The following is a 23,694-nucleotide window of genomic DNA, read 5'->3' on the forward strand; positions in this document are numbered from 1 at the left end:
AGTATAGCATGCTACAACCGGAGGAGATATATATCCGGGTTATTTACCCGCGCCGGCGGGCGGAGCATCCAGATAGAGGCCAGCGCGATCAATATAGTCGATCACCGCTGGCGGCAGCAGCGTGCTGCAGGATTCTCCCTGATGGCGCCGCTGGCGGATCTCGGTGGCAGAAATCGCATAAAGCGGCGTCTCCGCCAGCCAGATATGGCCTGCCGGTGCCTGATGCAGCGCCGCACTGTCCTGCGTCTGATGCTGCTCCAGCCACCGCTGCATCTCAGGCGAACCCATTTCCGTCGCATAGCCCGGCCGTTTGCAAACCAGCAGATGGGAGAGTGACAGCAGTTCCTGCCAGCGATGCCATTTATGCAGCGACAGCAGCGAATCCTGACCGATGATAAAGCCCAGCGGCTGCCGCGGGCCGCGCTCCTGGCGCAGTGCTTCCAGCGTAGTCACTGTCCAGGAAGGGGTCTGACGCTGCAGTTCGCGCGTGTCGATATCAAACAGCGGCCGGTCGGCAATCGCACACTGCAGCATCGCCACCCGCTGTGCGGCACTCGCTTCCGGCTGTGGCCGGTGGGGGGGAACATTGTTGGGCATCAGCGTGACTTTTTTCAGTCCGACCTGCTGCGCCAGCGCCTCTGCCGGACGCAGATGACCATAATGCACCGGATCAAACGTGCCGCCAAACAGGGCGCAGAGTTCAGACATAATGTAATCCTGACGGAAAGTGACGCTGACAGAGCAGCAGCGAGAGCGTTTCCAGCTGCGGCCAGAGGTTCTGGCCATAATCCTGCTTCATGGTGAGCTCCAGCTCAGCCAGCAGGTGTACCGCCTGATGCAGTCGTTCGGCGTCCAGCCGCTGCAGCGCCCCGGTGAAGAGCGCGCGCCGGTTTTGCCAGATGCGCTGCTGATCCATCAGCGTGCGCAGAGGCTGCTTAGCCTGATTGCGCTGCAGATGCAGCAGCGTCAGCAGATCGCGCTGCAGGGTGCGCAGCAGGATCACCGGTTCGCTCTCCTCTTTCTGCAGCTGATGCAGGATATGCAGCGCCCGCTTGCCTTTCCCCGCCAGCAGCGCATCCACCCAGTGAAATGGCGTAAAATGGGCCGCATCATTGACTGCTGCTTCCACGCGCGGCAGCGTCAGTTTGCCGTCAGGCCAGAGCAGCGACAGCCGCTCCAGCGCCTGAGCCAGCGCCAGCAGATTGCCTTCATAGCAGTAGCACAGCAGCTGAACCGCTGCCTCATCGACGCTGAGCTGCATCGCTTTGGCCCGCGCGGCGACCCAGCGCGGCAGCTGTGCCTGTTCCGGCGTCTGACACGGCACCAGCACCGCCTGCGGACTCAGCGCTTTGTACCAGGCGCTGTTTTCCTGCGCTTTGGTCAGCTTTGTCATACGCAGCACCAGCAGGATATCGCTATGCAGCAGGGCAGAGAGGGTAACCAGCTGCTCAGCCATCGCAGCATTCGGGCCGTTTTCCGGCAGCGTCAGCGTCAGCGTCTGGCGCAGGGTGAACAGGCTCAGCGCCTGACAGCTGGCAAAAAGCGCCTGCCAGTCAGTCTGGGCATCCAGCGTGACCGAAAAGTGCTCTTCAAATCCCTGACTGCCGGCAGCAGCGCGGATAGCATCCGCACTCTCCTGGATCAGCAGGGGTTCATTACCGGCGAGAAAATAGCAGGCGCGCAGCCCCTCACGAAGCTGCGCGCGCAGTTGCTCAGGATAAATCCTGATCATTGCAGACTGGTGGCGGAAGAGGAGGGCACTTCCGGTGAATCAGAACCCGGGGCGATGATCTCCGGCTCCGGCAGCGTCTCTTTATTATTGAGCTGCGCGGCATGGACCGTCAGCAGTTTACGCACCAGCTGCTCTGCTCCACGCTGACGCATCTCCTGCAGGATCATATCCTGTTCCGCATCCTTTGCCAGTGCGGCGTTAGGGTTGTCGAAGAACGAGCGGTAGACCGTGGTGCTGATAGGGTAAATCCCTTTGCCGGGCAGCACGACCTGTGCGGTCAGCGTCATCACCAGCGAATATTCTGCCGTGGTACCGCTGATAAACACTGAAGCCGTGTCACGCGCCTGCCGCACGCCTCCCAGACGCAGCGTCGGGTAGGTTGCGCTGGCCTCTTTGCTGTCCTCAATGATGTTTACATCGTTGATGCGCAGCTGCTGACGCACGGTACGCGCCAGCGGGCCGTAAGGATCGCCACTCTGTACAATCAGCGTTTTCATCTCCGGTGGCACCTGAGTGGTGCCGCGCGGATGAAATCCACAGCCTGCGGTGACCAGCACCGCAAACAGGACAAACAGCCTGATAACTAGTTGTCGCACAGTTCCTCCTGAACTTAACCCACGACCAGGTTAAGCAGTTTGCCAGGGACATAAATCACTTTTCGCAGGGTGACGCCGTCCAGATATTTTGCCACCAGTGGCTCCTGTGCGGCTCGCGCCTGCACCTGCTCCTGAGTGGCATCTGCTGCCACGGTGACTTTACCGCGTACTTTACCGTTAACCTGAACGACAACCAGCATTGAATCGTCGACCATTGCGGCTTCATCCGCTACCGGCCACGGCGCATTATCAATGCTGCCTTCGCCACCCAGCGCCTGCCACAGGACATAGCTGGCGTGCGGCGTGAACGGATAGAGCAGGCGCGTAACGGCGACCAGCGCTTCCTGCATCAGTGCGCGATCCTGTTCGCTCTCCTGCGGCGCGCGCAGCAGCTTGTTCATCAGCTCCATGATAGCAGCGATAGCGGTGTTAAAGGTCTGGCGACGACCAATGTCATCTGCGACTTTCGCAATGGTTTTATGCAGATCGCGACGCAGCGCTTTCTGTTCATCATTCAGTGCGCTGACATCCAGCGCGACAGTTGCGCCTTTCGCTACGTGATCGTAAGCCAGTTTCCAGACGCGTTTCAGGAAGCGGTTAGCGCCTTCCACACCAGACTCCTGCCACTCCAGGGTCATATCTGCCGGCGATGCAAACATCATAAACAGGCGTACGGTATCGGCGCCGTAACGCTCAACCATCAGCTGTGGATCGATGCCGTTGTTTTTCGACTTCGACATTTTGCTCATGCCGGCGTAGATAACGTCGCGGCCCTGATTGTCCACTGCTTTGGTAATACGTCCTTTATCATCGCGCTCAACGGTAACATCAACCGGAGAGACCCAGTTGCGCTCGCCGTTAACGCCAACATAGTAGAACGCGTCCGCCAGCACCATGCCCTGACACAGCAGGCGTTTTGCTGGCTCATCGGAGTTAACCAGGCCCGCGTCACGCAGCAGCTTGTGATAAAAGCGGAAGTACATCAGGTGCATGATGGCGTGTTCGATACCGCCTACGTACTGGTCTACCGGCAGCCAGTAGTTGGCCGCCGCCGGATCCAGCATGCCTTCGTTGTAGTTAGCGCAGGTATAGCGCGCGTAGTACCAGGAAGATTCCATAAAGGTGTCAAAGGTATCAGTTTCGCGCAGTGCTGGCTGACCATTCACGGTAGTTTTAGCCCACTCCGGGTCCGCTTTGATCGGGCTGGTGATACCATCCATGACCACATCTTCCGGCAGGATAACCGGCAGCTGATCTTCTGGCGCAGGGACGACCGTGCCATCTTCCAGCGTGACCATCGGAATAGGTGCACCCCAGTAGCGCTGACGCGAAACGCCCCAGTCGCGCAGACGGTAGTTAACTTTGCGTACGCCAACGCCTTTTGCCGTCAGCGCGTCGGCGATTGCGTTAAAGCCCGCCTGGTGATCCAGACCGTCAAACTCACCGGAATTAAACAGCGTGCCTTTTTCGGTCATGGCACCGCTGCTCAGATCGGGTTCTGTGCCATCGAGGTTGCGGATAACAGGCTTGATGTTCAGGCCATATTTAGTCGCAAACTCCCAGTCGCGCTGGTCATGACCAGGTACCGCCATCACCGCACCGGTGCCATATTCCATCAGTACAAAGTTTGCGACCCATACCGGAATGGCTTCACCGGTCAGCGGATGGATAGCAGACAGGCCGGTCGCCATGCCTTTTTTCTCCATCGTGGCCATATCCGCTTCTGCGACTTTAGTCGTACTGCACTCGGCAATGAAATCAGCCAGCACCGGATTGCCTGCGGCAGCCTGTCGCGCCAGCGGATGACCCGCCGCCACGGCGACGTAGGTCGCGCCCATAAAGGTATCGGGACGGGTGGTGTAAACCGTGACCTTTTCGTCGCTGTGCGCAACGTCAAAGGTGATTTCAACCCCTTCTGAACGGCCGATCCAGTTGCGCTGCATGGTTTTAACCTGCTCCGGCCACTCATCCAGCTTGTCGAGGTCGTTAAGCAGTTCTTCAGCGTAGTCGGTGATTTTGATAAACCACTGCGGGATCTCTTTGCGCTCAACTTTGGTGTCGCAGCGCCAGCAGCAGCCATCGATTACCTGCTCATTAGCCAGCACGGTCTGATCGTTCGGGCACCAGTTCACCGCCGAGGTCTTTTTGTACACCAGGCCTTTTTCGTAGAGTTTGGTGAAGAACCACTGTTCCCAGCGGTAGTACTCTGGCTGACAGGTCGCCAGTTCGCGGCTCCAGTCGTAGCCAAAGCCCAGCAGCTTCAGCTGGTTCTTCATGTAGTCGATGTTGTCGTAGGTCCATGGCGCCGGTGCAGTATTATTTTTTACCGCAGCGCCTTCAGCTGGCAGACCAAAAGCGTCCCAGCCAATCGGCTGCAGAACGTTTTTGCCCAGCATGCGCTGATAGCGGGCAATAACATCGCCAATGGTGTAGTTACGCACGTGGCCCATGTGCAGGCGGCCAGAAGGATAGGGCAGCATCGACAGGCAGTAATATTTCTCTTTGCCTTCCTGCTCGGTGACTTTGAAGGTTTCATTTTCGTCCCAGTGCTGCTGGACGCGGGATTCTATCTCTTCCGGGCGGTATTGCTCTTGCATGGCTGCCTGTGATCCTTAGTAAAAATCGTTTTCCCGGACCGTCTGGTGCAGCAGCAGAGCCGCTGACATCGTCGCCTGATGGCTTGACCGCCGCATCGGACAGGCCGGGTTTGTCTACTTATGATCCGCATAGCATACCCATAAGCCCCGCCCTCAACAACATTTCACCGTCCCTCTCCGCCGCTTTTCTGCGGAATGCGTTGCGGCTTCCGCGCTTTTGCAATTTCCGCGATGACCGTCAGAGCTTTTGCGATAAAGCGGCTAAACTTACAGCAGCCCTCACAGCAGAAAGGAGAATAAAATGAATAACGTGGCGCAGGCGTATCGAACCACGGTAGCAACGTTAACCCAGCGACTGGAGCACGGTGAACGCGATATCGACGCGCTGGTCGCGGAAGCGCGTCAGGATCTGCTGACCGACGAGAGTCTCTCATCTTCTGAAGTGGATGAAGTAATGCGTGCGGTGCGACGCGATCTTTACGAATTCTCCCGCAGCTATCCCGAAGCGGAAAGCGCGCTGGAAGATTCGGTCTTTTTACGTGTGATCCGTGAGAGCCTGTGGAAAGAGCTGGCGGATATCACAGATAAGAGTCAGCTGGAGTGGCGTGAGGTGTTTAAAGACCTGCATCATCACGGCGTTTATCAGAGCGGTGAGGTGGTGGGGCTGGGTAATCTGGTGTGCGAAAACTGCGGCTTTACGCGCGCTATCTATACGCCTGAAAGCCTGACGCGCTGCCCTGAGTGCAATCACGATCAGTTTCAGCGCCAGCCGTTTGAACCCTGACAGATTGCGCTAACAGCGCGCCGCTGCGTGTGTGCAGGCGGCGCGCATGGTTCAGCGTTTAGTGCAGAATTTTTGCCAGGAACTCTTTCGCGCGCCCGGACTGCGGATTATTAAAGAAGTCATCTTTGCGGGTATCTTCGACAATTTTTCCTTCATCCATAAAGATAACGCGATTAGCCACCTTACGCGCAAAGCCCATTTCGTGCGTCACCACCATCATCGTCATGCCTTCGTTTGCCAGTTCAACCATGACATCCAGCACTTCATTGATCATCTCCGGATCGAGCGCGGAGGTGGGCTCATCAAACAGCATGGCGATCGGGTCCATGCAGAGCGCACGGGCGATGGCCACACGCTGTTGCTGGCCTCCTGAAAGCTGCCCCGGAAACTTCTCCGCGTGGGCAGAGAGCCCCACGCGCTTCAGCAGGGCTTGTCCTTTATCTCGCGCCGCCGTTTTATCGCGCTTCAGTACTTTTACCTGCGCCAGCACCAGGTTATCGATAATGCTCAGATGAGGAAACAGCTCAAAGTGCTGAAACACCATGCCGACCTGACTGCGCAGTTTGGCCAGATTAGTCTTTTTATTGTTCACTTCAGTGCCGTTGACCTGAATGCTGCCCTGCTGAACCGGCTCCAGTCCGTTGACGGTTTTAATCAGCGTGGATTTGCCCGAGCCCGAGGGCCCGCAGACCACCACCACTTCTCCTTTTTTTACCTCGGTTGAGCAGTCGGTCAGCACCTGAAAGTGCCCATACCACTTAGAAACATTTTTCAGGCTAATCATTTAAACTGTCCTTTTTCTTTTCAGATAGCTAACCAGCAACGACGCGCTCAGGCTGATCGCGAAATAGACCAGACCGGCAAACAGAACCATTTCTACCTGGGTACCATCGCGCTCGCCAATGGTAGAGGCGGTGCGGAAAAAATCAGCCAGGCTCAGTACATAGACCAGTGAGGTATCCTGGAACAGCACAATGCCCTGAGTAAGCAGCAGCGGCACCATGGCGCGAAACGCCTGCGGCAGAATAATCAGCTTCATTGATTGCCACTGCGTCATGCCGAGCGCCAGTGCGGCATTTGATTGTCCGCGAGAGATGCTCTGGATACCGGCGCGAATAATTTCCGAATAATAAGCAGCCTCAAACAGCGCAAAGGCCACCATGGCAGAGATAAGACGAATATCCGTCTGCGGCGACAGGCCCAGCACCTGCTGCAGAAAACTCGGCACAACCAGATAGAACCACAGCAGTACCATCACCAAAGGGACTGAACGGAACAGGTTGACGTAGAGTTTTGCAAACCAGCGTACCGGGGCAAACGTTGAGAGGCGCATAACGGCCAGAATGGTGCCCCAGATAATGCCGAACACCACCGCGACGGCGGTAATTTTAAGCGTAATCACCATGCCATTAAGCAGGTAGGGCAGGCTGGGCGGAATAGAGCTCCAGTCAAAATCGTACATTATTTCCCTCCCAGGTTGCCGGGCAGGCGAATTTTGCGTTCTACCAGACCCATGACCAGCATAATCACCAGATTGATGCCGACATAGGCGAGCGTAATCGCAGTAAAGGACTCATAGGCGTGCGCCGAGTAGTCGAGCAGCTTGCCCGCCTGGGCAGCCAGGTCGACCAGGCCAATCGTGGAGGCGATGGCGGAGTTCTTGACCAGGTTCAGCATTTCCGAGGTCATCGGCGGCACAATCACCCGGTAGGCGTTAGGCAGCAGCACATAACGATAGGTTTGTGGCAGCGTCAGCCCCATAGCCAGTCCGGCATTTTTCTGTCCGCGCGGCAGCGACTGAATCGCCGCCCGCACCTGCTCGCAGACGCGCGCTGCGGTAAAAAGTCCGAGACAGATCATGGAGGAGAGGAAGAACTGAATGTTTGGATCAAGCTCCGCCTTAAACCACATGCCGAGCTTCTCACCAACCAGTTCCGGCGCCACCAGATACCAGAAGAAAAACTGCACAATCAGCGGGATATTACGAAACAGCTCTACATAGCAGGTGCCAATCGCAGCCAGCAGGCGATTCGGTACGGTACGCAGAATGCCAAACAGCGATCCCACCAGGAAGGCGATAATCCAGGCGCAGCAGGAGACCGCGACGGTCACCTGAAATCCGGACCACAGCCAGCCAAGGTAGGTCGTATTGCCGAACGGAGCCTGCTGTAAAAAGATGCCCCAGTTCCAGTCGATACCCATAACGAGCTCCGGTAAAAAAGGGTAGCCAGGCTACCCATAAGATTGTTGAGCGGTCTCTTTTTTCCTGCCGCAGGGGAACGACCCGCAGCAGTCTGTCTGTCCGTACCGCATGTTCAGCAATCAGGAGGGCAGCCTGGCCGCCCTTGTTATCGTTGTTACGTTACAGCGCCTTGTCGTTAGGTGATTTAAACAGGGCCTGCATATCGGAGGAGAGTTCAAAATTCAGATTGAGGTTTTTTGGCGGAATAGGCTGTTTAAACCATTTATCAAACCATTTGGTCGCTTCACCGGAGGTCTGTGCCTTAGCAATGGTTTCATCCAGCAGCTGTTTGAACTGTGGATCGTCTTTACGCAGCATGCAGCCGTAAGCCTCTTTGGATTGCGCGGTACCCGTAATCTCCCAGTTATCAGGCTTCTTCGCCTTGGCGCGCTCACCGGCCAGCAGGGCATCATCCATCATAAAGGCGACGGCACGTCCGGTTTCCAGCGTGCGGAACGAATCGCCATGATCTTTAGCGCTGATAATGCGCATATCGAGCTTTTTCTCATCATTCAGCTTGCGCAGCAGAATTTCAGAGGTGGTACCGGAGGTGACCACAACCGTTTTGCCTTTCAGATCGGTGAAATCTTTAATGTCACCGCCTTTTTTCACCAGTAAACGGGTGCCGATGATAAAGATGGTGTCAGAGAAGGCCGCCTGCTGCTGACGCTCAACGTTGTTTGTCGTGGAACCACATTCAAAATCGTAGGTGCCGTTCTGCAGCAGAGGAATACGGTTCTGCGAGGTAATTGGCAGCATCTTGATCTGCAGATCGGGTTTATTCAGTCTGGTTTTGATCGCTGCCACAATGGCGCTGGAGTAGTCCTGCGAATAGCCGACGACTTTTTGCTGGTTGTCATAATAAGAAAAGGGAACGGATGACTCACGATGGCCGACGACAATAACGCCGCTGTCGTTAATCTTTTTCAGCGTGCCGGTGAAATCTTCTGCCTGAGCCGCGCCCGCTGCTGCTCCCAACAGCAGAAGTGATAAGGCCACTTTGCGCATTTGCATGTTCCAACTCCTTCGTGTGAATGTCGCGCAGAATAAAACTGCGCAGAGCGTGATGTTATGTCTGTGTCCTGTTGCTTTTTTAATAATCCTTTAGCGCAACTGCGCGCAGGATAGGGGACTAACATAGCGAAATGTTAACGCAATGAAACAAAAAAGTTTGTTTTTTGCGAGCCGCTCCGCACCATTACAAGGCAATGTAGCTGCCTTGCGCTGTTTCAGTGCGCAATCATGCCCGTTAACAGTGCGTGAAATTCACGACAGCAAGCCTGCTGCCGGGATTCGCCGCTGTCGTTATGGATAACAGCAAGCTTTGTGCCACATTACGCAGCATTGCAGGAGAATGTTTCAGCGGAAAGACAAAAAAAAAGCGAAGCCGTGGCTTCGCTTTCAGGGAGACGCGAGCGTCAGACGCGCCGGCGTGCAATGGCGGCGGTGATCGCTGCCAGCGTCAGTAACCAGACCGGCCAGATACCGCTGCGCGCATAGGGCGTTTCGCCTGCAGCAGGCGTTACGCGCGCCTCCAGTACCCGGCGGGTAAACTGCGGGATCATCTTTTCAACGTCGCCGTCGGCGTTGACCACGGCCGTAACGCCATTGTTTGTCGAGCGCAGCAGCGGGCGTCCCAGCTCAAGCGCACGCATGCGCGCCATCTGAAAATGCTGCCACGGACCGATCGAGTGGCCGAACCAGGCATCATTTGAAACCGTCAGCAGGAAGTTGGTATCTGGCCGGAAGTTGGCACGTACCTGTTCGCCCAGAACGATTTCATAGCAGATGGCGCTGGTGAGGTTATAACCCGCCACGTTCAGCTGTGGCTGGATGTAAGCACCGCGGCTGAAAGAGGACATGGGCAGATCGAAGAACGGCGCCAGCGGACGAAGCAGGCTCTCCAGCGGCACAAACTCGCCGAACGGCACCAGGTGATTTTTCTGATAGCGGTTACGGCTCTGGTAGTTATAAGGCTGTTTGCCACCGAGCACGATGACGGAGTTATAGTCGTGATAGCGGTTATCACCCTCAACGCGTGAGTCAACAATGCCGGTGATCAAACTGCTGCCGCGCGCGCGCAGTTCCGCGTCCAGCGCCTGTAAAAAGGGCTGCTGGTTACTTTCAAGATCGGTAATAGCTGATTCAGGCCAGATAATCAGCGGCGCACTGCCGATATAGGGCTGACTGTAGCTGGTATAGACGCGCAGCGTGTCGCGCAGCTGCTGCGGATCCCACTTCATCGATTGCGGGATATTACCCTGTACCATCGCCACGTCCACACTGCGTGCCGGCAGCGGCTGATACCAGTGCAGCATACGCAGCGGCCACGGCAGCAGCAGCAGGGCTGCGGCAACAATCAGGCTTTTCAGACTGCGCTGATGCAGGGCAAAGACCAGCAGGCCGGCAATCATCATCAGCAGGAAGGTAATGGTCTCTACGCCCGCAAGCGGCGCAATACCTTTCAGCGGACCGTCAATCTGGCTGTAGCCAAACTGCAGCCAGGGGAAACCCGTCAGGACCCAGCCGCGCAGAAACTCACTGATTTGCCATAACGCCGGCGCCGCCAGCGCCAGCCGCCATAGAGTAGCGCGCGGCCAGAAGCGGTTGAGCACCACGGCAAACAGCAGCGGATAGAGCGCCAGATATGCTGCCAGCAGCAGCACCAGAAAGACGTTTACCGGCCCGGGCATACCGCCAAAGGTAGCGATGCTAACATAGACCCAGTTAATGCCGCTGCCAAACAGGCCAAAGCCCCATGTAAAGCCAAGCGCTGCAGCCTGGGCAGGACGACGGTTTAGCAGTAATACCTGCAAACCCGCCAGGGAGATAAGCGCCGCAGGCCAGAAATCGTAAGGAGAAAAGGCGAGGGTGCCGGTGGCACCCGCTATCAGCGCCAGCAGCAGACGCACCCGCTGCCGGGAAAAAAGAGAGGCAGATGCCATAAAGTTATTCGTCTTCGAGTTGCGGTTGTGGAGAATCTTCCGGAATTTTCACATGCACCTGAATAATACGACGGCTGTCCGCCATAGCGACTTTGAAGTGGTAGCCATCAATAGTGATACTCTCGCCGCGAGCCGGAAGGTGGCCAAAGCCCTGCATAACCAGACCGCCAATCGTATCCACTTCGTCATCGCTGAAATCGGTGCCGAACGCCTCGTTGAAATCTTCAATCGGCGTCAGCGCGCGTACCGTGTAGGTATGGCGATTCAGCTGACGGATGTCGCGATCTTCTTCGTCGTCATACTCATCTTCGATTTCGCCGACAATCAGCTCCAGAATATCTTCGATGGTCACCAGGCCGGATACGCCACCAAATTCATCAATAACAATCGCCATATGATAGCGCTGCGAGCGGAACTCTTTCAGCATGCGGTCAACGCGCTTGCTTTCCGGCACCACTACCGCAGGACGCAGCACCTTTTCCATACTGAAGGGCTCAGCGCTGCTGCTCATAAACGGCAGCAGATCTTTCGCCATCAGAATGCCTTCAACGTGATCTTTATCTTCGCTGATGACCGGAAAACGGGAGTGCGCAGATTCAATAATCACGGCCAGGCACTCTTCCAGACTCTGATTGCGCTTCAGGGTGATCATCTGTGAGCGTGGGATCATGATATCGCGTACGCGCTGTTCGGCGATGTCGAGCACCCCTTCCAGCATGTCGCGGGTATCCTGGTCAATCAGCTCTTTTTGTTCAGAATCACGGATCAGACCCAGCAGTTCATCACGATTTTTAGGTTCACCGTGAAACAGCTGGCTAAGCAGCAGGGAAAAGAAGCCCTTTTTACTACTGGGGGCGTCGTTGTTTTGAGAATGGTCGTCGCTCATGGCGTTTTAATTACGATCTCGCTGTTAGATAAGGATAGCTGCCCGCGTCCCGCCGGCAGCACAGTAGCCTGAACCCACGGCTCAGGCGTCTTCTTTCTCCGAAATGTACGGGTCAGGATAACCAAGAGCAAGCATTATCTCAGTCTCCAGCGCCTCCATCTCTTCGGCTTCACTGTCTTCAATATGGTCATAGCCCAGCAGATGCAGCGTGCCGTGTACGACCATGTGTGCCCAATGTGCTTCAGTGCTTTTACCCTGTTCAGCCGCTTCCTGCTCAACCACCTGGCGACAGATAATTAAATCACCCAGCAGCGGCAGCTCAATTCCTGGCGGCGCTTCAAAAGGAAAAGAGAGCACGTTGGTCGGCTTGTCTTTGCCGCGATAAGTCAGGTTTAGCTCGTGACTCTCCGCTTCATCAACCAGGCGAATCGTGACCTCACTTTCTGGCTGAAAGGGGGTAACGGCCGCTTCCAGCCAGCGCTGAAAAGCGGTTTCTTCCGGCAGGCCGTGCGCGTCGGCGCAGGCCTGCTGTAAATCCAGTACTACCGTACTCATGACGGCTCCTGTGGTGGTGTGGAGTGCACAGCTTGTGCGGCCAGCGACTCCCGTTTACGCTCTTCCGCCAGTTTATCACGACGCTTCTGATCCGCCTCTTCCCAGGCTTCATAAGCGTTCACAATACGTGCCACTACCGGATGGCGTACCACATCTTCGCTGTGGAAGAAGTTAAAGCTGATCTCTTCGACGTCAGCCAGCACTTCAATCGCGTGGCGCAGACCCGACTTGGTGCTGCGCGGCAGGTCAATCTGCGTCACGTCACCGGTGATCACCGCTTTGGAGTTAAAGCCGATGCGCGTCAGGAACATCTTCATCTGTTCAATGGTGGTGTTCTGGCTTTCATCAAGGATCACAAACGCATCATTCAGCGTACGACCGCGCATATAGGCGAGCGGTGCGACCTCAATCACGTTGCGCTCCATCAGCTTCTCAACCCGTTCAAAGCCGAGCATCTCAAACAGCGCGTCATAAAGCGGGCGCAGATAGGGATCAACCTTCTGGCTCAGATCGCCAGGCAGAAAGCCCAGTTTTTCACCCGCTTCTACCGCCGGGCGGGTCAGCAGGATACGACGAATCTCCTGGCGCTCCAGCGCATCAACCGCGGCGGCAACCGCAAGATAGGTTTTACCGGTACCCGCCGGGCCGATACCAAAGGTGATATCGTGGTCGAGGATGTTGGCGATGTACTGCGCCTGATTCGGCGTGCGCGGCTTAATCACACCGCGTTTGGTTTTAATGTTTACCGCTTTGCCATACTCCGGCACACTTTCAGCGGTCTGCTCCAGCACCCGGCTCTCTTTAATGGCCAGATGGATGTGATCCGGTTCGATATCCGGAATATGACCGCGTACCGGGGCAGTATCCACGTACAGCGTACGCAGAATATGCGCGGCGGCCTCCACGCTGAGCGCGCGGCCCACCAGTTTGAAATGGTTGTCGCGGCGGTTGATTTCGATGCCCAGACGGCGTTCCAGCTGCTTCACATTGTCATCAAACGGACCGCACAGGCTCATCAGACGCTGGTTATCGGCGGGTTCCAGGGCGATTTCACGAGTTTCGATATTCAATTGAATCCTTTGGGTCACACAGGGCCAGTTGAAAAGGTGTATAGATGCCGCGCGTGCGCGTCATAAGCGTATGACAAAATTATTTATGGGACAGCACCAGGACGCAAGCGCAGGGAAAGATATTTGGGCGACCGCTGCAGAATGCAAGGGGTGGCGGATGAAACAGGCGGCAGCACGCTGCGTGCTGCCGCACAGTGATTAACTGTCAGGGTTGATACAGGCCGACGCCGGTTTCATCCTCTTTGCGGGTACGGGCAATGACGGCCGCCGGACTCTGCGCCACGCGCAGTCCCATGCGATCTTCAGTGCGTACGACCACGCCGCGCAGTGAGTTGGCATAGACATCAACGATTTCAACATCGACAAATTTGCCAATCATGTTCACCGAGCCTTCAAAGTTTACCACGCGGTTATTTTCAGTACGGCCGGTCAGTTCCATCACATTTTTACGTGATGTACCCTCAACCAGAATACGCTGAACGGTACCCACCATACGGCGGCTGATCGCCATCGCCTGCTGCTGGATACGATCCTGCAGAATATAAAGGCGCTGCTTTTTCTCCTCTTCCGGCACGTCGTCTGGCAGGTCAGCCGCAGGCGTACCCGGACGGGCGGAGTAGATAAAGCTGTAGCTGGTGTCAAAGTTAACGTCGTGGATCAGCTTCATGGTCTGTTCGAAGTCGTGCTGAGTTTCACCCGGGAAACCGATGATAAAATCAGAGCTGATTTCGATATCAGGACGTGCTGCGCGCAGCTTGCGAATAATCGCTTTGTACTCCAGCGCAGTGTGCGCCCGCTTCATCAGCGTCAGAATACGGTCAGCGCCGCTCTGGACCGGCAGATGCAGGAAGCTCACCAGCTCTGGCGTATCACGATAGACATCAATGATGTCATCGGTGAACTCAATCGGATGGCTGGTGGTAAAGCGGATGCGGTCGATACCATCAATGGCGGCGACGAGGCGCAGCAGCTCAGCAAACGTGCAGATCTGGTCATCAAAGGTTGCGCCGCGATAGGCGTTGACGTTCTGACCCAGCAAGTTGACCTCGCGCACACCCTGAGCGGCCAGCTGAGCGATTTCCAGCAGGATATCGTCGCAGGGACGGCTGACTTCTTCGCCGCGGGTATACGGCACCACGCAGAAAGTGCAATATTTATTGCAGCCTTCCATGATGGAGACAAAAGCCGTCGGGCCTTCAGCGCGCGGTTCCGGCAGACGGTCAAATTTTTCAATTTCCGGGAAGCTGACGTCAACTACCGGGCTTTTATTCCCGCGTACCTGATTGATCATTTCCGGCAGGCGATGCAGCGTCTGTGGTCCAAAGACGATATCAACACACTGTGCACGCTGGCGCAGTTTATCGCCTTCCTGCGACGCCACGCAGCCGCCCACGCCGATGATAAGATCGGGATTGGCCGCTTTGAGCTTTTTCCAGCGCCCTAACAGGTGAAAGACTTTCTCCTGCGCTTTCTCACGGATAGAGCAGGTATTAAGCAGCAGAACATCTGCGTCTTCGGCTTCCTCCGTCAGAGTGTAGCCGTGCGTGCTGTTCAGCAGGTCAGCCATCTTGGATGAATCATACTCATTCATCTGACAGCCCCAGGTTTTGATATGCAGTTTTTTGGTCATTGAACCAGCCATTGAATCTGAGCAGGGAAGTGCAGGGGGCATAGTGTAATGCTTTGGGGGGGATGTGACCAGCGTACCTGTCATACTTCGCGCACCAGCGTGACAGCCAGGCTGCTGCAGGCAGCGCGGACACAAAAAGATGTGGCAGCGGCTCAGCCCCCTTCCGGATGATTTCCGGTACACTTTGTTTATCAGCAAACGCCGTGGGGCGTCAGGGCAACAGGAAAGGTGAGGATTGATGCAGGAGAGACAGTATGACGTGGTCATCGTCGGAGGTGGCATGGTGGGGGCGGCGCTGGCGTGCGGGCTGGCGCAGCAGCAGTTCCGCGTCGCTGTCATTGAGCGTGCAGAACCTGAGCCGTTTGATAGCAGCTGCGAGCCTGATATCCGCATCTCCGCGATTGGTGCTTCTTCAGTTGCGTTACTGCAGCAGCTGGGCGCCTGGGCGCGCGTAGAGACGATGCGCAGTGCGCCCTATCGCAAACTGGAAACCTGGGAGTGGCAGAGCGCGCACGTCACGTTTGATGCAGCATCGCTGGGGCTGCCGGTGCTTGGCTATATGGTAGAAAACCGCGTGTTGCAGCGGGCGCTGTGGGAGCAGATGCAGCAGGATGGCGTCGCGCTGCTGTGCCCGGCAACGCTGCAGGATCTGCAGCCGCATAGCGGCGGCTGGCACATCACCCTGGACCAGGGCGCACCGCTTGATGCCCGGCTGGTGGTTGGCGCGGATGGCGCTAACTCGCGGGTGCGGCAGCTGGCAGGCATTGGCGTGCACGGCTGGAACTATGCGCAATCCTGCATGCTTATCAGTACCGAGTGTGAGCATCCGGCGGGTGATGCTACCTGGCAGCAGTTTACGCCGCAGGGGCCGCGAGCTTTTCTGCCGCTTTTTGACCAGCATGCATCGCTGGTGTGGTATGACGCACCCGCGCGTATCCGTCAGCTGCAGGCGCTGCCGCTGAGCCAGCTGGAGAAAGAGGTAAAGCTGAATTTCCCGGCCCGTCTCGGCCGTTTTCAGATAAAGAGCGCGGCGTCGTTTCCGCTGGTCCGGCGTCATGCCACGCGCTACGTCATGCCGGGGCTGGCGCTGGTGGGCGATGCTGCGCATACGATTAATCCGCTGGCGGGGCAGGGCGTTAACCTGGGCTATCGCGACGTGGATGCGCTGATTACCGTGCTGACTGAGGCGCGCAGTCAGGCGCAGACGTGGTCAGGAATGGCGGTGCTGCAGCGCTATCAGCGTGAACGCTATCGCGATAATCTGCTGATGCAGGGTGGCATGGATCTGTTCTATTTTGCGTTCAGCAACTCACTGCCGCCGCTGCGCCTGGCGCGTAATCTGGGGTTGATGGCGGCAGAGCGTGCCGGCGGCCTGAAGCGTCGTGCGCTGCGCTACGCGCTGGGACTCTGACCTCACCCACGCTTACTGCTGGCGCGGCGCGCTGGCAGAAAGCCCTGCCGTTTCAGAACGTCAGAAACAACAAAGCCCGCAAAAGCGGGCCTGTTGTGCAATTTGGCTGGGGTGCAGGGATTCGAACCCCGGAATGCTGGTATCAGAAACCAGTGCCTTACCGCTTGGCGACACCCCAATAGGTGTTTGATCAAATTGTCTTTGTATGGCTGGGGTGCAGGGATTCGAACCCCGGAATGCTGGTATCAGAAACCAGTGCCTTACCGCTTGGCGACACCCCAATTATCTGGTGGCTACGACGGGAATCGAACCTGTGACCCCATCATTATGAGTGATGTGCTCTAACCGACTGAGCTACGTAGCCATAATACTGCTTTACTGCTTTTCCCGATGCTGGCTGGGATACCTGGATTCGAACCAGGGAATGCCGGTATCAAAAACCGGTGCCTTACCGCTTGGCGATATCCCATCTGTTAACGCGTATCCACGAAAACATATCGGATTGGCTGGGGTACCTGGATTCGAACCAGGGAATGCCGGTATCAAAAACCGGTGCCTTACCGCTTGGCGATACCCCATCCGGCTGCCGAAGACTGAAATGGTGCGGGAGGCGAGACTTGAACTCGCACACCTTGCGGCGCCAGAACCTAAATCTGGTGCGTCTACCAATTTCGCCACTCCCGCAAAAAAGATGGTGGCTACGACGGGAATCGAACCTGTGACCCCATCATTATGAGTGATGTGCTCTAACCGACTGAGCTACGTAGCCATCTTTTTTCGCGTTACCTTCAACGGCGTTGCGGGGCGCATTATGCGTATTGAGCTTTGTAGCGTCAACAGTTTTTTTGCCGTTTTTTACCTTGCGGCGCCTGTTTGTCTGGCTTGTAACCAGGCTGGCGCTTTATTCAGCAATTTTCGATCACATCCGCGTCAGTTGCAACTAAAAAGGGACCGCAGCGGGTCCCTTACTCTATCCGGCGATGCGCTTATTTGTAAGCGGACTGATGTACGCCAACGGCACGGCCGGAAGGATCGTCCATGGATTTGAACGCCTCATCCCACTCAATCGCTTTAGCAGAAGAGCAGGCCACAGAAGGTCCGCCAGGCACGCACTCTGCTGCGCTCGGCAGCGGGAACAGCTCCTCAAAGATTTCGCGATAGAGATACGCTTCTTTTGAGCCAGGCGTGTTGTGCGGGAAGCGGAAATGTGCGGTTGCCAGCTGCTGATCGCTGACCTGCTTCGCCGCCACTTCTTTCAGCGTATCGATCCAGCTGTAACCGACCCCATCAGAAAATTGCTCTTTTTGACGCCACGCCACGCTCTCCGGCAGATACGATGAGAAGCATTCACGCAGAATGTGCTTTTCCATCTTCCCGTTGCTGCCGCACAGTTTATCTTCCGGGTTGATGCGCATTGCCACATCCAGGAATTTTTTATCCAGGAACGGCACGCGTGCCTCTACGCCCCAGGCTGACATCGCTTTGTTCGCACGCGCGCAGTCAAACATATGCAGCGCCAGCAGCTTACGCACGTTCTCCTCATGGAACTCACGGGCGTTTGGTGCTTTATGGAAGTAGAGATAGCCGCCAAATACTTCATCTGCGCCCTCACCAGAAAGCACCATCTTGATACCCATCGCCTTGATTTTGCGTGACATCAGATACATCGGCGTTGAGGCGCGAATCGTGGTGACATCATACGTTTCGATGTGGTAAATCACGTCACGGATCGCGTCCAGGCCTTCCTGTACCGTGAAATGAATTTCGTGGTGTACGGTACCGAGATGATCGGCGACCGCCTGCGCAGCTTTCAGATCGGGTGAACCCTCCAGGCCCACAGCAAACGAGTGCAGCTGTGGCCACCAGGCGTCGCTCTTATCAGCATCTTCCACCCGTTTAGCCGCAAAACGCTTGGTAACGGCCGAAATGATTGAAGAGTCGAGTCCGCCTGAGAGCAGCACGCCGTAAGGGACATCAGACATCAGATGGCTTTTTACTGACTCTTCCAGCGCATGTTTCAGGCCTGCAGCATCGGTGGTGTTCTGCGCAACCGCCGCAAAATCCATCCAGTCGCGCTGCCAGTAACGACGGATTTCACCATCAGTGCTGGAGAGGAAGCTTCCCGGCGGGAATTCTTTAATAGAGCGGCAGACCGGAACCAGCGCTTTCATTTCAGACGCCACGTAAAGGTTACCGTGCTCATCATTGCCCATATAGAGCGGAATGATACCGATATGATCGCGACCAATCAGGTACTGCTGTTTAACGCTGTCCCACAGGATGAAAGCGAACATACCCTGCAGGTCATCAAGGAAATCGACGCCTTTTTCCTGATAGAGCGCCAGAATCACTTCGCAGTCGGAGCCGGTTTGAAACGCATAACGATCGCTCAGCTCAGCGCGCAGCGCCTGATGGTTATAAATTTCGCCGTTCACGGCCAGTACGTGAGTGTGGTCAGCGTTATACAGCGGCTGCGCGCCGTTGTTAACGTCAACGATTGAGAGGCGCTCATGCACCAGGATAGCCTTATCATCTGCAAACACCCCGGACCAGTCCGGGCCGCGGTGACGCATCAGACGGGAAGACTCCAGCGCTTTCTTGCGCAGTTCAACAGGATCGCTTTTCAGATCCAGCACACCAAAAATCGAACACATAACTGACTCCTGATCTCACCCTGTGGCGATGTTATTTTGCATTTGTCCGGCAGCCTGCGCTGCGTGATGTATAAGAAAATGCGCTAATTGATGGTGGTTGCGCAAGCAAAATAACGTTTTTATGATAAATAGAGTGTTGCACAGGTGAATAAATTGAATATACACCAAAATAAAGGCTGTTTTTTTAGATGGTATCTAATAATTTGCCGGTTTAGCTCTTTTTATCATCAGGCGCCAAAAACAGTAACGCCCCGCACACCGGCAGGTGGGCAGGGCGTCAGCAGGTGCACGGCGCCGGTCAGAACAGATCGATATCGGCGACGGAAGGGAAAATCCAGTCGGGGCGGAATGGCATTGCGTCGATATCGCTCAGGGTGGAAACACCAGAGAGCACCAGAATAGTTTCCAGTCCCGCCTGGAAGCCCGCCAGAATATCGGTGCGCAGGTTATCACCCACGATCACTGTCTCTTCAGAGTGCGCATGCATTTTGTTCAGCGCCGCCCGCATAATGTAGGGGCTGGGCTTGCCAACATAAAAAGGCTTACGGCCCGAAATGGTTTCGATACCGGCACAGAGGGCGCCGCAGGCGGGAATAAATCCACGCGCGTGGGTATCCGGATTGGTCGCAATAAAGCGCGCGCCGTTAGCCACAAAAAACGCGGCTTTATGCATCATATCCCAGTTAAACGAGCGGGTTTCACCGACGATAACAAAATCAGGATTGACGTCAGTAATGGTAAAGCCGGCGTTGTAGAGTTCATGAACCAGCGCACCTTCTCCGATCACATACGCTTTTTTCCCCTCCTGACGCCGCAGGAAATCAGCGGTGGCCATGGCTGAGGTATAAAACACTGAGTCAGGAATGTCGACGCCGGCGTTGGAGAAACGGTTGGCCAGATCCTGAGCAGTCTGCGACGGATAGTTAGTCAGCACAACCAGCGGCATGCCTTTTTCCAGGATACGCTGCAGAAATTCATTAGCCCCTTTCACGGCCGTGTTGTCATGCATCAACACGCCATCGATATCACAGATTACGCTTTTAATGGTCATACAAGATCCCGTCAGGCCTGCTCAGGCAGGTTACAATTAATCTTCCAGCAGATGCTGCAGCAGAATGCCATTCAGCATAGCGCGTTTTGCCAGCGCAAACGCCCCAATCGCGGAGCGATGATCCAACTGTGAGCGCACCACCGGCAGGTTTTTACGAAACTCACGCAGCACCTGCGTATTGATACAGCTCTCGATGGCGGGAAACAACACTTTGTCGGCGTCGGTGATTTCGCCCGCCAGCACCACCTTTTGCGGGTTAAAAAGGTTGATTGCAATGGCAATCGCTTTGCCGAGATAACGCCCCACATACTCAATCACTTCACACGCCAGCGCGTCGCCCTGATTAGCAGCGTGACAGATTTGCGGCATCAGGCAGTTATCCAGCGACAGCGTACTTGGATATCCCTGATTCAGCAGATGGCGTACGCGGTTTTCAATCGCGCCATTTGCGGCGATGGTTTCCAGACAGCCGAAGTTGCCGCAGTGGCAGCGTTCGCCTAACGGATCGACCTGGATATGGCCAATTTCACCCACGTTACCGTTACTGCCGAGAAAAATCTGTCCGTTAGCAATAATGCCGGCACCGGTTCCACGATGCAGCCGCACCAGAATCGAGTCAGCGCAGTCGCGGCTTGCACCGAAGTAGTGCTCAGCCAGCGCCAGACTGCGGATATCATGCCCTACAAAGCTGGTCACGCTGAACCGCTGCTGCAGGCTGGCAACCAGCGGCCAGTGGCTGACGGCAATGTGCGGCATATAGCGGATAATCCCTTTAACCGGATCGACCAGCCCGGGCAGGATGACGGCAATAGCGATCAGCTCATGAATTTTCCGCTGATGCACGTTAATAAACGCGCTGATAGCGTTAAACAGCGCGTTCTCCAGCGTCTCCTGCGTGCGCTCCGGTAGCGGATAATCTTCCTGCGCCAGCGATTTGCCGCTTAGATCAAACAGGGTAAGCGTGGCGTCGTTGCGTCCGAGACGGACGCCGATGGTATGGAAATGACGGGTTTCCGTGATAATGGAGATGGCGCGGCGACCGCCGGTAGAGGCCTGCTGCTCGACCTCTTTGATCAAACCGCGTTCAATCAGCTGACGGGTAATTTTAGTGACACTGGCGGGCGCAAGCTGGCTGAGATCGGCAATCTGAATGCGCGAAATCGGCCCCTGTTGATCGATCAACCGATAAACGGCTGCGCTATTGAGTTGTTTGACAAGATCGACATTTCCTATTTGAGTCTGGCCGCCAGTGGTCATTCAATGCTTACTCGCTGAGGACGCTCTCTCCATTGACGAACGTCTTGATGATTTGATAATCGCGGGTAAAAACAGTGAGGTTGGCGGCTTTTCCTGCTGCTACCGTGCCCAGCTGTTTCTCCACGCCCATGGCTCTTGCCGGATAAAGCGTTGCCATACGTAACGCCTCATCCAGGGCAATGCCGCAATACTCTACGCTGTTCTGCACTGCTTCAATCATTGTCAGTGCTGAACCGCTCAGGGTTCCATGCTCATCCACGCACAGACCATTGCGATAGTATATTGTTTTACCTGCAAAAATGAATTTATCAATCGCAGCACCTGCCGGCGCAGTCGCGTCAGTAACCAGAATCAGCCGTTCGCCTTTGAGACGTTTTGCCATGCGCACGTTAGCGTAATTGACATGTAAGCCATCTGCAATGATGCCGCAGTATACATCAGGCGAATCAAACAGCGCACCGACCAGTCCAGGTTCACGGCCGCTAAAAGGACTCATCGCATTATAAAGATGGGTCGCAAAGGTAATGCCGGCGCTGAAGCCGGCTTTTGCCTCGGCATAGGTCGCATTAGAGTGACCGGCAGAAACGATGATACCGGCTGCGCTGAGCTGACGAATAACCTCGCTGCCTGCCTGTTCAGGCGCCAGCGTGACTTTAGTAATGACATCCGCGTTGGCACAAAGGTAGTCGACCAGTGCGGGATCGGGCTGGCGTATCAGAGCCGGATTGTGCGTTCCTTTTTTCTCCCGGTTGAGCCACGGACCTTCAAGGTGCAAACCCAGCGCCTGATTCTGGCGCGTTGTCAGCCAGGCGCGCATGGTTTCCACCGCCTGCTTCATCAGTTCATCACTGCTGGTAATCAGCGTTGGAAGAAAGCTGGTACAGCCTGACTTTTCATTAGCACGCTGCATTATCTCCAGCGTTTCCACGCTCAGCGCTTCAGGCGAATCGTTGAATTGCACACCGCCGCAGCCGTTGAGCTGCAGGTCGATAAAGCCGGGAGCGATAAACGCGCCGGCCATATCCTGTTGCGGTAGCGCTGCATCCAGCATGGCGCGCGGGCAAACCCGATCAATAATACCGTCCGCGATAACTACCGCGTGATCGTCCAGAATGTCATAGCCGGTAAAAATCCGACCGTTTACTAATGCGTACATTATCTCTCTCCCGGCTGCGCCAGCTGTCAACGACAGCAGGCTTCTACATCGTGCTCTCAGACGCCCTGCATATTTTCCGCTTCAAGCTCGCGGAAATATTTTACCGTTTTAATTTTCAGTTCCATTGTCGCTGGCTCATCACATACCACAACCGCTTTTGGATGCAGCTGCAGACAGCTGATGGTCCACATATGGTTTACGTTGCCTTCTACCGCGGCCTGAAGCGCCAGCGCTTTGACGTGGCCTGTCACCAGGATCATTACCTCTTCGGCATCAAGCAGCGTACCCACGCCAACGGTCAGCGCATATTTAGGGACCTGGCTGACATCGCCATCGAAAAAGCGTGAATTAGCGACACGCGTATCATGCGTCAGCGTTTTTATACGTGTACGCGATGAGAGCGAGGAGGCGGGTTCATTAAACGCAATATGGCCATCATTGCCTACACCACCCATAAACAGGTGGATTTTACCAAACGCACGAATCTTCTCTTCATACTGGCGACATTCTGCGTCAATATCTTCCGCATTGCCATTCAGAAGATTGATGTTTTCTGACGGAATATCAACGTGATCGAAAAAGTTGCGATACATAAAGCTGTGATAGCTTTCCGGGTGCGCTTTCGGCAGACCGACATACTCATCCATATTGAATGTGACAACATGCTTAAAGCTGACCTGGCCCGCTTTGTGCATCTCAATCAGATGCTTGTAAGCTTCCAGCGGCGTGCCGCCCGTAGGCAATCCCAGAACAAAGGGACGCTCAGGGCCTGGGTTAAAGGCGTTAATCCGGTTGACGATATGGCGGGCTGCCCATTTGCCAACCTGAGCAGGTGTAGCCAGCGGAATCAGTCTCATAGTGCACCTCGGTTAAACAGATAAAAAGAATATGCTGTAGCAGCCGTGATCAAGTGTGAATGAGGTTAACGCGTTTATCAGCAGGCTACAGCGAAAAAGAGCGGTTGATATTTTTTATCATAAAATAAGTTTGTGGCAGTGACCAGTATTAAGCGACTTATATTGGCTATTAAGGTGATAAAAGTCACAACTGGAGCGGTTTTAATTTGCGAGGCGAATTAATTTATCTTTACACTGCATCTCGCAGAGAATCGTCTTATCAACACGCCAG

The 23,694-nt window shown here is 55.5% G+C and carries 20 protein-coding genes and 7 tRNA genes; 2 read left to right on the forward strand and 25 right to left on the reverse strand.

The genetic code is table 11. The features are described 5' to 3' along the window. Nucleotides 1-39 precede the first annotated feature (39 nt). From nadD to leuS, 4 genes are read right to left on the reverse strand one after another with little or no spacing between them, the layout of a single operon-like run. Nucleotides 40-708 carry a nicotinate-nucleotide adenylyltransferase gene (nadD, locus tag B4056_RS04205; RefSeq protein ID WP_094111645.1) on the reverse strand — a complete coding sequence of 223 codons (669 nt, stop codon included), beginning with the start codon at nucleotides 706-708 and terminating at the stop codon, nucleotides 40-42. After that, nucleotides 701-1,732 (reverse strand): DNA polymerase III subunit delta, encoded by a 1,032-nt coding sequence (gene holA, locus B4056_RS04210; protein ID WP_039383140.1) that lies wholly within the window; start codon nucleotides 1,730-1,732, stop codon nucleotides 701-703. The genes nadD and holA overlap by 8 nt, the downstream gene beginning before the upstream one ends. Then, nucleotides 1,729-2,328, reverse strand: a complete 600-nt coding sequence (gene lptE / locus B4056_RS04215; RefSeq protein ID WP_039383142.1) for an LPS assembly lipoprotein LptE — start codon at nucleotides 2,326-2,328, stop codon at nucleotides 1,729-1,731. The genes holA and lptE overlap by 4 nt, the downstream gene beginning before the upstream one ends. Nucleotides 2,329-2,342: 14 nt before the next feature. Continuing rightward, nucleotides 2,343-4,925, reverse strand: a complete 2,583-nt coding sequence (gene leuS / locus B4056_RS04220; RefSeq protein WP_113654904.1) for a leucine--tRNA ligase — start codon at nucleotides 4,923-4,925, stop codon at nucleotides 2,343-2,345. A gap of 301 nt (nucleotides 4,926-5,226) precedes the next feature. Between leuS and B4056_RS04225 the strand changes: the two genes are divergently transcribed. After that, a complete protein-coding gene (locus tag B4056_RS04225; protein ID WP_039383147.1) occupies nucleotides 5,227-5,709 on the forward strand; it encodes a zinc ribbon-containing protein in 483 nt (160 codons plus the stop codon). A 58-nt stretch (nucleotides 5,710-5,767) separates the two neighbouring features. Here B4056_RS04225 and B4056_RS04230 read toward each other — a convergent pair whose 3' ends face one another. From B4056_RS04230 to miaB, 9 genes are all read right to left on the reverse strand, one after another. After that, nucleotides 5,768-6,493 carry an amino acid ABC transporter ATP-binding protein gene (locus B4056_RS04230; protein WP_039383149.1) on the reverse strand — a complete coding sequence of 242 codons (726 nt, stop codon included), beginning with the start codon at nucleotides 6,491-6,493 and terminating at the stop codon, nucleotides 5,768-5,770. Beyond that, nucleotides 6,494-7,171: a glutamate/aspartate ABC transporter permease GltK gene (gene gltK, locus B4056_RS04235; RefSeq protein ID WP_039383151.1), complete on the reverse strand. Its 678-nt coding sequence runs from the start codon at nucleotides 7,169-7,171 to the stop codon at nucleotides 6,494-6,496. It lies immediately after the preceding gene. Further along, on the reverse strand, nucleotides 7,171-7,911 hold the full coding sequence (locus B4056_RS04240) for an amino acid ABC transporter permease (protein ID WP_039383152.1): 741 nt from the start codon (nucleotides 7,909-7,911) through the stop codon (nucleotides 7,171-7,173). The genes gltK and B4056_RS04240 overlap by 1 nt, the downstream gene beginning before the upstream one ends. 160 nt (nucleotides 7,912-8,071) lie before the next feature. After that, entirely contained in the window at nucleotides 8,072-8,965 is an 894-nt protein-coding gene (locus B4056_RS04245; protein WP_039383153.1) for a glutamate/aspartate ABC transporter substrate-binding protein, read from the reverse strand. A gap of 404 nt (nucleotides 8,966-9,369) precedes the next feature. Then, nucleotides 9,370-10,896, reverse strand: a complete 1,527-nt coding sequence (lnt, locus tag B4056_RS04250; RefSeq protein WP_039383154.1) for an apolipoprotein N-acyltransferase — start codon at nucleotides 10,894-10,896, stop codon at nucleotides 9,370-9,372. 4 nt (nucleotides 10,897-10,900) lie between these two features. Continuing rightward, nucleotides 10,901-11,782 carry a CNNM family magnesium/cobalt transport protein CorC gene (gene corC, locus B4056_RS04255; protein WP_094111647.1) on the reverse strand — a complete coding sequence of 294 codons (882 nt, stop codon included), beginning with the start codon at nucleotides 11,780-11,782 and terminating at the stop codon, nucleotides 10,901-10,903. 81 nt (nucleotides 11,783-11,863) lie between these two features. Next, on the reverse strand, nucleotides 11,864-12,337 hold the full coding sequence (gene ybeY, locus B4056_RS04260) for an rRNA maturation RNase YbeY (RefSeq protein ID WP_071668982.1): 474 nt from the start codon (nucleotides 12,335-12,337) through the stop codon (nucleotides 11,864-11,866). Continuing rightward, nucleotides 12,334-13,407, reverse strand: a complete 1,074-nt coding sequence (locus tag B4056_RS04265; RefSeq protein WP_094111648.1) for a PhoH family protein — start codon at nucleotides 13,405-13,407, stop codon at nucleotides 12,334-12,336. Before B4056_RS04265 ends, ybeY begins: the two co-directional genes overlap by 4 nt. Before the next feature lie 205 nt (nucleotides 13,408-13,612). Further along, complete coding sequence (gene miaB / locus B4056_RS04270; protein WP_071668984.1) at nucleotides 13,613-15,037, reverse strand: tRNA (N6-isopentenyl adenosine(37)-C2)-methylthiotransferase MiaB; 1,425 nt, start codon at nucleotides 15,035-15,037, stop codon at nucleotides 13,613-13,615. 238 nt (nucleotides 15,038-15,275) lie between these two features. Here miaB and ubiF point away from each other — a divergent pair, with 238 nt between their 5' ends. After that, on the forward strand, nucleotides 15,276-16,448 hold the full coding sequence (gene ubiF / locus B4056_RS04275; RefSeq protein ID WP_039383164.1) for a 3-demethoxyubiquinol 3-hydroxylase: 1,173 nt from the start codon (nucleotides 15,276-15,278) through the stop codon (nucleotides 16,446-16,448). A gap of 103 nt (nucleotides 16,449-16,551) precedes the next feature. On the opposite strand, the gene B4056_RS04280 is transcribed toward ubiF, so the two are convergent. The 12 genes from B4056_RS04280 to nagB form a co-directional block, all read right to left on the reverse strand. After that, a tRNA-Gln gene (locus B4056_RS04280) sits at nucleotides 16,552-16,626 on the reverse strand. A gap of 28 nt (nucleotides 16,627-16,654) precedes the next feature. After that, nucleotides 16,655-16,729, reverse strand: a tRNA-Gln gene (locus tag B4056_RS04285). Between the two features lie 6 nt (nucleotides 16,730-16,735). Continuing rightward, nucleotides 16,736-16,812 (reverse strand) — tRNA-Met (locus tag B4056_RS04290). A 30-nt stretch (nucleotides 16,813-16,842) separates the two neighbouring features. Beyond that, a tRNA-Gln gene (locus B4056_RS04295) sits at nucleotides 16,843-16,917 on the reverse strand. Between the two features lie 34 nt (nucleotides 16,918-16,951). Next, nucleotides 16,952-17,026 (reverse strand) — tRNA-Gln (locus B4056_RS04300). A 21-nt stretch (nucleotides 17,027-17,047) separates the two neighbouring features. After that, nucleotides 17,048-17,132 (reverse strand) — tRNA-Leu (locus tag B4056_RS04305). Between the two features lie 8 nt (nucleotides 17,133-17,140). Next, a tRNA-Met gene (locus B4056_RS04310) sits at nucleotides 17,141-17,217 on the reverse strand. Between the two features lie 217 nt (nucleotides 17,218-17,434). Further along, nucleotides 17,435-19,102, reverse strand: coding sequence for an asparagine synthase B (gene asnB / locus B4056_RS04315; RefSeq protein ID WP_039383166.1), 1,668 nt, complete (start codon nucleotides 19,100-19,102; stop codon nucleotides 17,435-17,437). A gap of 298 nt (nucleotides 19,103-19,400) precedes the next feature. Continuing rightward, nucleotides 19,401-20,153, reverse strand: coding sequence for an HAD-IIA family hydrolase (locus tag B4056_RS04320; protein WP_039383168.1), 753 nt, complete (start codon nucleotides 20,151-20,153; stop codon nucleotides 19,401-19,403). A 36-nt stretch (nucleotides 20,154-20,189) separates the two neighbouring features. Then, on the reverse strand, nucleotides 20,190-21,410 hold the full coding sequence (gene nagC, locus B4056_RS04325) for a DNA-binding transcriptional regulator NagC (protein WP_039383170.1): 1,221 nt from the start codon (nucleotides 21,408-21,410) through the stop codon (nucleotides 20,190-20,192). A gap of 7 nt (nucleotides 21,411-21,417) precedes the next feature. Beyond that, nucleotides 21,418-22,566: an N-acetylglucosamine-6-phosphate deacetylase gene (gene nagA, locus B4056_RS04330; protein ID WP_039383172.1), complete on the reverse strand. Its 1,149-nt coding sequence runs from the start codon at nucleotides 22,564-22,566 to the stop codon at nucleotides 21,418-21,420. Between the two features lie 56 nt (nucleotides 22,567-22,622). Beyond that, nucleotides 22,623-23,423 (reverse strand): glucosamine-6-phosphate deaminase, encoded by an 801-nt coding sequence (nagB, locus tag B4056_RS04335; protein ID WP_071668986.1) that lies wholly within the window; start codon nucleotides 23,421-23,423, stop codon nucleotides 22,623-22,625. Between the last annotated feature and the right edge of the window lie 271 nt (nucleotides 23,424-23,694).

Source organism: Pantoea sp. UBA7232, assembly GCF_002473195.1.
Taxonomy (GTDB): Bacteria; Pseudomonadota; Gammaproteobacteria; order Enterobacterales; family Enterobacteriaceae; genus Pantoea; species Pantoea eucrina.

Coding starts and splice junctions, on each gene's coding strand:
- nadD (WP_094111645.1), bottom strand. CDS start 708: ATGTCTGAACTCTGCGCCCTGTTTGGCGGCACGTTTGATCCGGTGCAT.
- holA (WP_039383140.1), bottom strand. CDS start 1,732: ATGATCAGGATTTATCCTGAGCAACTGCGCGCGCAGCTTCGTGAGGGG.
- leuS (WP_113654904.1), bottom strand. CDS start 4,925: ATGCAAGAGCAATACCGCCCGGAAGAGATAGAATCCCGCGTCCAGCAG.
- B4056_RS04225 (WP_039383147.1), top strand. CDS start 5,227: ATGAATAACGTGGCGCAGGCGTATCGAACCACGGTAGCAACGTTAACC.
- B4056_RS04230 (WP_039383149.1), bottom strand. CDS start 6,493: ATGATTAGCCTGAAAAATGTTTCTAAGTGGTATGGGCACTTTCAGGTG.
- gltK (WP_039383151.1), bottom strand. CDS start 7,171: ATGTACGATTTTGACTGGAGCTCTATTCCGCCCAGCCTGCCCTACCTG.
- B4056_RS04240 (WP_039383152.1), bottom strand. CDS start 7,911: ATGGGTATCGACTGGAACTGGGGCATCTTTTTACAGCAGGCTCCGTTC.
- B4056_RS04245 (WP_039383153.1), bottom strand. CDS start 8,965: ATGCAAATGCGCAAAGTGGCCTTATCACTTCTGCTGTTGGGAGCAGCA.
- lnt (WP_039383154.1), bottom strand. CDS start 10,896: ATGGCATCTGCCTCTCTTTTTTCCCGGCAGCGGGTGCGTCTGCTGCTG.
- corC (WP_094111647.1), bottom strand. CDS start 11,782: ATGAGCGACGACCATTCTCAAAACAACGACGCCCCCAGTAGTAAAAAG.
- ybeY (WP_071668982.1), bottom strand. CDS start 12,337: ATGAGTACGGTAGTACTGGATTTACAGCAGGCCTGCGCCGACGCGCAC.
- miaB (WP_071668984.1), bottom strand. CDS start 15,037: ATGACCAAAAAACTGCATATCAAAACCTGGGGCTGTCAGATGAATGAG.
- ubiF (WP_039383164.1), top strand. CDS start 15,276: ATGCAGGAGAGACAGTATGACGTGGTCATCGTCGGAGGTGGCATGGTG.
- asnB (WP_039383166.1), bottom strand. CDS start 19,102: ATGTGTTCGATTTTTGGTGTGCTGGATCTGAAAAGCGATCCTGTTGAA.
- B4056_RS04320 (WP_039383168.1), bottom strand. CDS start 20,153: ATGACCATTAAAAGCGTAATCTGTGATATCGATGGCGTGTTGATGCAT.
- nagC (WP_039383170.1), bottom strand. CDS start 21,410: ATGACCACTGGCGGCCAGACTCAAATAGGAAATGTCGATCTTGTCAAA.
- nagA (WP_039383172.1), bottom strand. CDS start 22,566: ATGTACGCATTAGTAAACGGTCGGATTTTTACCGGCTATGACATTCTG.
- nagB (WP_071668986.1), bottom strand. CDS start 23,423: ATGAGACTGATTCCGCTGGCTACACCTGCTCAGGTTGGCAAATGGGCA.